Raw genomic sequence first — 4754 nt, 5'->3', positions numbered from 1 at the left:
AGCTCTGAGCGTCCTCAGCCGACAAATTTATCCAGGGCTGCCTTCAGACTGTGCCATTCGTCTTCAATGGCGCCTCTGGCCGCGGCCCCGGTCAGGCAGGACTCGATATGGTCCTCAAGCACCACCTGGGCCGTCTTCTGCACCGCCGACTTTATGGCGGCGAGCTGAATCAGCACGTCCGGGCAGGGCTTATCCTCTTCAATCATGCGTTTTATCGCCCTGATATGTCCCTCAATCCTGGATAGCCGGTTAATCACCGAGGCCGTTTTAGCATGCTGGTGAACCGCGCCGCTATCCTGGTGTTCATCAGATTTCTTCATCACTTACTCCCGAAAGCATGATATACGGAAAGCGGATTTTTATCAAGACCGGATACTGATACCAGTCGATATCTACGTCCACTCCTCCGTTGACATCAACCTGCTAAGATTAAATATAAGTCACATCAGCCGTTGAACGGGCGGCGTTCTCCAGAGAAGAAAAAGGAAAGGAGTAAATCACAATTTTTAAAACCGCGCTTGCCGGGCGTGAGGTTGAAAACAGGCTGAAATGTGCTAAACTGGGGGGTAGTTAGCTGTACTGTAATCAGGAACGCGGGAGACGGTAATGGAGAATAGAGCAGCCACAATCAAGAGGGAGACTGGAGAGACCAGCATCAGCCTGGAGCTTGATGTTGACGGCAGCGGTCAGCGGCAGATAAATACCGGTATTATGATGTTCGACCACTTTCTGGCACAACTGGCGCAGCACGGTCGTTTTGACCTCAAGCTGACTGCCAGCGGGGATGACCAGCACCACCTGGTGGAAGACGTTGCCCTTTGCCTGGGGAAGGCCCTGACTCAAGCCCTGGGAGAGAAACGGGGAATCGCCCGCATGGCTGACGCTGCCGTGCCCATGGATGATGCCCTGGCGATGGTGGCCGTGGACATCAGCGGGCGGGGATATGCCGTCTTGGAGATGCCTTTTAATGACAACGACATGCGCGGCTTCTCCACCGACCTTATCCGTCATTTTTTGGAGTCGCTGGCGGTGGAAGCCAGGATCAATTTGCACGCCCGCATTGTTTACGGGGTCAATGACCACCATAAGGCCGAGGCGCTCTTCAAGGCCCTGGGCAGGGCCCTGGACATGGCAACCAGAATTGACCAGCGTCTCGGCGGTGACCTGCCCACCACCAAAGGAATATTGTAACAGGATAAAGCGATGGCCGTCCGGCAAAAAATCCGGTTGTTGACCCTGTTGCTCAGTGCATTAGGGATTCAGGAGTCGGTTTACTAGCGTCTCTGCATCAGCTCAAAGATGGCGCCGCCGGGCCCGCCGCTGTCCAGGTAGGCAAAGCGACCCGGCACCTGGATCAGGATTTTAGCTCCCTTTGAGACCAGGTTATCTACCTCACCGGCTAAATCATCAACGTAAAAGCCGAGGTGGTGCAGTCCTTCCCCCCAGGTATCAATGAAGCGGGACTGGAAGATTCGTCCCTCCGCAGGCTGTACCAGCTCAATCTGTACCGGACCCAGGTAGGTGAAGGCCATTTTCGCCTTCCAGGGGCGTCCCTTGCCGTCAGTGCCGCTGGTCTCGCTGAATGTCCAGGGACCGAAGCCGTACATTGCCGACCAGGCTTCAATGACCCGGTCAATATCCTTGACTGCGAAACTGATCTGGTCTACCGTTTTTAGCTGGAATGGATGAGCCTCTTTATCCGTCATAGCCGTCAGCCTCCTCTTTTCCGGGTTATCGGTTTTGTCTAGAGGTGTCATTGCGAGACTATCCCGACTTGTCGGGAGGCTTCAGCCCGAGTTCAGCGTTCGACTGAGCTCACGCCGAAGTCCCGAGGGCGAAGCAATCCGTGTGGGGAGGGTATCCCCACCTCTCAGATTGCCACGTCAGCTATGCCTCCTCGCAATGACAGATTCACCAGCCAAACGTAAAAATCCGTTTCCAGTTCATTTCGGGCCTTGGTCTAGCTGAGTTCCAGGCCGGTCATTCTCCGGTAAGCCTCGCGGTATCTTTGTGTGGTGGCGGCGATAACCTCCGGGGGGAGCATCGGGGCAGGCGGCTCTTTATTCCAGCCCGATTGGACGAGCCAGTCCCGCACCGGCTGCTTGTCATAGCTGTCCTGCGGTTGCCCGACTTTATACCGGGCGATGTCCCAGAAGCGGGAAGAGTCTGGGGTCAGCAGCTCATCGATGAGGATGAGCTTGCCGTTGTCCAGGCCGAACTCCATCTTGGTGTCGGCGATTATCATGCCCCGGCCCTGGGCGTACTCGCGGGCGTAGCTGTATATCGCCAGGCTCTTTTCTTCCAGCTCTTCAGCCCGGCGTTCACCGACTATCTCCTTGAGTTCAGCTACCGTTAGCGGCTGGTCATGCCCGGCTTCCGCCTTGGTTGTGGGTGTGAATAGCGGACGGGGCAGCGCCTGGCTCTCCTTCAAGCCCGGTTCCAGGGGCATACCGGAGATGGTGCCTGATTGCCGGTATTCCGCCCAGGCCGAGCCGGAGAGGTAGCCCCGCACCACGCATTCCACCGGGAGACGTTCCACCATTTTGACAACCATCGCCCGCCCTGACAGGTAGGGGGGACAGGCAAAACGACTTTTCGCGGGCAGGTAATCGTTGAGAATCTGAACATCATCGACCACGGCTATCAGGTGGTTGGGTATTAGCTTTCTGGTACGCTCGAACCAGAAGGCGGAGAGCCGGTTAAGTACCCGGCCCTTGTCCGGGATACCGCAGGGCAGGATAATATCGAAGGCTGAGATGCGGTCGGTGGCGATGATGAGCAGGTGATCGCCCAACCGGTAGCTGTCCCGCACCTTGCCGCGGATGAACAGGGGCAAGGGCAGGCTGGTATCCAGCAGCACTGACATAGTAGACACAATATAACATAAATCCCGCTTTCTGTCTGCGTTTTGTTGACAGTTTATGGGCAGAGGCTCTAACATGTAGCCTTAGATAATACTACTGGAATTTACAGACAGGGAGGTTGGAATCATGCCTAAAGCCAGGGTCAACGGCATCGAGCTTTTCTACGAAGTCCACGGGCAGGGATACCCTGTGGTCTTGGCGCACGGATTTTCGTCATCTCACGAGGCCTGGCAGCCCCAGGTAGAGGTTTTTTCCCGGGAGTACCGTTTCATCACCTATGACGCCCGGGGACATGGCCAGTCGACAAGTCCCCCTTCCCCCGACCAGTATTCCCCGGATATCGTGGCGGAAGACCTTCGCCAGCTTCTGGGAGTCCTGGATGTAAAAAAGGCGGTGGTGGGTGGAATCTCCATGGGCGGCTATGAATCGCTCAGCTTCTATTTAAATTATCCCGAGATGGTGACGGCGCTCATCCTGGCGGATACCGGCCCCGGCTACCGCAATCCGGCCCGCCGGGAGGAGTGGAACCGCCAGTATGAGGAGCGGGTTAAGGTTATCGAGGCTGAAGGCAAGCACCCGCCGGGAGTGATTCACATGGCACGCAAAGTGGTCATGCAGCACGATTCCCGGGTCATCGAGAGCCTGGACAAAATCAAGGTACCGACCCTGCTACTGGTGGGAGAGAATGACACCCCTTACCTGGCAGCAGGGGAGTATATGGCCAAGGTTATCCCCGGAGCGAAACATGTGGTGATTCCTGACGCGGGTCATTCCTGTAACCGGGACAACCCGGAGTTTTTCAGCCGGACGGTGCTTGACTTCCTGAAGAAACTGAACCTGCCTCAAGACTAGCCGTAGAATAAACAAGCCGGCGAAGGAGGGCAAGATGCGAGTAGATAAAGGACGGTGCGAAGGCTGCCTGGAGTGTGTCGCCTACTGTCCCGTAGCCGCCATCAAGGTGGTGTCGTCGGAGTTCAGGGTCGTCATCGACGAGGAGGAATGCGTCGAGTGCGGGTGCTGCCTGCGCTCGGGCGTCTGTGAGGACCAGGCACTATGGCAGCCGGAGTTGACCTGGCCCCGTATCATCAGGGCCCAGTTCAGCGACCCCTGCGTTGCCCACCCCTCTACCGATGTCACCGGTCGCGGTACCGAAGAGACCAAGACCAACGATGTCACTGGCCGCTATCGCCGTGGTTATATCGGCATCGCCGCGGAACTGGGGCGTCCCGGCATCGGTACCAGGCTGGAGGATGTGGAAAAGGTAGCTCAGGCAGTGCTTTCCCTCGGCGTGGGTTTTGAAGAAGATAATCCTACCTATGACCTGTTTGCCGACGTCACCACGGGCGAGCTGCGCGATGATGTCCGTCAGGAGCGGGTGCTTTCCGCGATTCTTGAGTTCAGTACCACGGTGGCTAAGGCGCCACAGGTGCTGGCCGCGCTGGCAAAAGTAGCCGGAGAGGTTGATACCGTTATCAGCGTGGATATTGCCTCCCGGCTGGAGGTTGACGGCGGCGTGCCTGCTGAGAGAGTCGCTCGTGAAGCGGGCTTCGAGATACGACCCAACGGAAAGAGTAACCTGGGGCTGGGGCGACCCGCCGCTGCTGTCTAGTATTTGGTTGCGTAATTAAACGTAATAGGAATATCCTCTCCCCTGGTGGGAGAGGATAAAGGTGAGGAGGAGAATCTTCCCATCCCTCGTTACGCCAAATAATCCACCTTAGTACTAGTGTGGTGTATTACAAATGTCTTTACAGTTCTGTCATTCCGGACCCTGGCCTGTCGCCAGGCCAGGCTTGATCCGGAATCCATGTCTATCCCCTGGATTCCAGCCTTCGCTGGAATGACAGCAACTTCCTTGATACGGCAAGATATATAAGAGACACTACACTA

At 56.6% G+C, this 4754-nt stretch carries 6 protein-coding genes; 3 read left to right on the top strand and 3 right to left on the bottom strand.

The window, feature by feature from the left end; genetic code table 11:
- Positions 1–14 precede the first annotated feature (14 nt).
- A complete protein-coding gene (locus Q8Q07_07465; GenBank protein ID MDP3880122.1) occupies positions 15–320 on the bottom strand; it encodes a metal-sensitive transcriptional regulator in 306 nt (101 codons plus the stop codon).
- Positions 321–606: 286 nt separating this feature from the next.
- On the opposite strand from Q8Q07_07465, the gene hisB reads away from it, so the two are divergent.
- Positions 607–1191 carry an imidazoleglycerol-phosphate dehydratase HisB gene (gene hisB / locus Q8Q07_07460; protein MDP3880121.1) on the top strand — a complete coding sequence of 195 codons (585 nt, stop codon included), beginning with the start codon at positions 607–609 and terminating at the stop codon, positions 1189–1191.
- An 83-nt stretch (positions 1192–1274) separates the two neighbouring features.
- On the opposite strand, the gene Q8Q07_07455 is transcribed toward hisB, so the two are convergent.
- Together Q8Q07_07455 and Q8Q07_07450 are read right to left on the bottom strand one after the other, a co-directional pair.
- Positions 1275–1757 (bottom strand): VOC family protein, encoded by a 483-nt coding sequence (locus Q8Q07_07455; protein ID MDP3880120.1) that lies wholly within the window; start codon positions 1755–1757, stop codon positions 1275–1277.
- A gap of 203 nt (positions 1758–1960) precedes the next feature.
- On the bottom strand, positions 1961–2866 hold the full coding sequence (locus Q8Q07_07450; GenBank protein MDP3880119.1) for a phosphoribosylaminoimidazolesuccinocarboxamide synthase: 906 nt from the start codon (positions 2864–2866) through the stop codon (positions 1961–1963).
- 124 nt (positions 2867–2990) lie between these two features.
- Here Q8Q07_07450 and Q8Q07_07445 point away from each other — a divergent pair, with 124 nt between their 5' ends.
- Together Q8Q07_07445 and Q8Q07_07440 are read left to right on the top strand one after the other, a co-directional pair.
- On the top strand, positions 2991–3716 hold the full coding sequence (locus Q8Q07_07445; GenBank protein MDP3880118.1) for an alpha/beta fold hydrolase: 726 nt from the start codon (positions 2991–2993) through the stop codon (positions 3714–3716).
- A gap of 34 nt (positions 3717–3750) precedes the next feature.
- Positions 3751–4473, top strand: a complete 723-nt coding sequence (locus tag Q8Q07_07440) for a 4Fe-4S binding protein (GenBank protein MDP3880117.1) — start codon at positions 3751–3753, stop codon at positions 4471–4473.
- Positions 4474–4754: the final 281 nt, after the last annotated feature.

This window comes from Dehalococcoidales bacterium (assembly GCA_030698765.1).
In the GTDB taxonomy this organism is placed as follows: Bacteria; Chloroflexota; Dehalococcoidia; order Dehalococcoidales; family UBA2162; genus JAUYMF01.
This window is presented reverse-complemented; position numbering and strand designations above follow the sequence as displayed.

Coding starts and splice junctions, on each gene's coding strand:
- Q8Q07_07465 (MDP3880122.1), bottom strand. CDS start 320: ATGAAGAAATCTGATGAACACCAGGATAGCGGCGCGGTTCACCAGCAT.
- hisB (MDP3880121.1), top strand. CDS start 607: ATGGAGAATAGAGCAGCCACAATCAAGAGGGAGACTGGAGAGACCAGC.
- Q8Q07_07455 (MDP3880120.1), bottom strand. CDS start 1,757: ATGACACCTCTAGACAAAACCGATAACCCGGAAAAGAGGAGGCTGACG.
- Q8Q07_07450 (MDP3880119.1), bottom strand. CDS start 2,866: ATGTCAGTGCTGCTGGATACCAGCCTGCCCTTGCCCCTGTTCATCCGC.
- Q8Q07_07445 (MDP3880118.1), top strand. CDS start 2,991: ATGCCTAAAGCCAGGGTCAACGGCATCGAGCTTTTCTACGAAGTCCAC.
- Q8Q07_07440 (MDP3880117.1), top strand. CDS start 3,751: ATGCGAGTAGATAAAGGACGGTGCGAAGGCTGCCTGGAGTGTGTCGCC.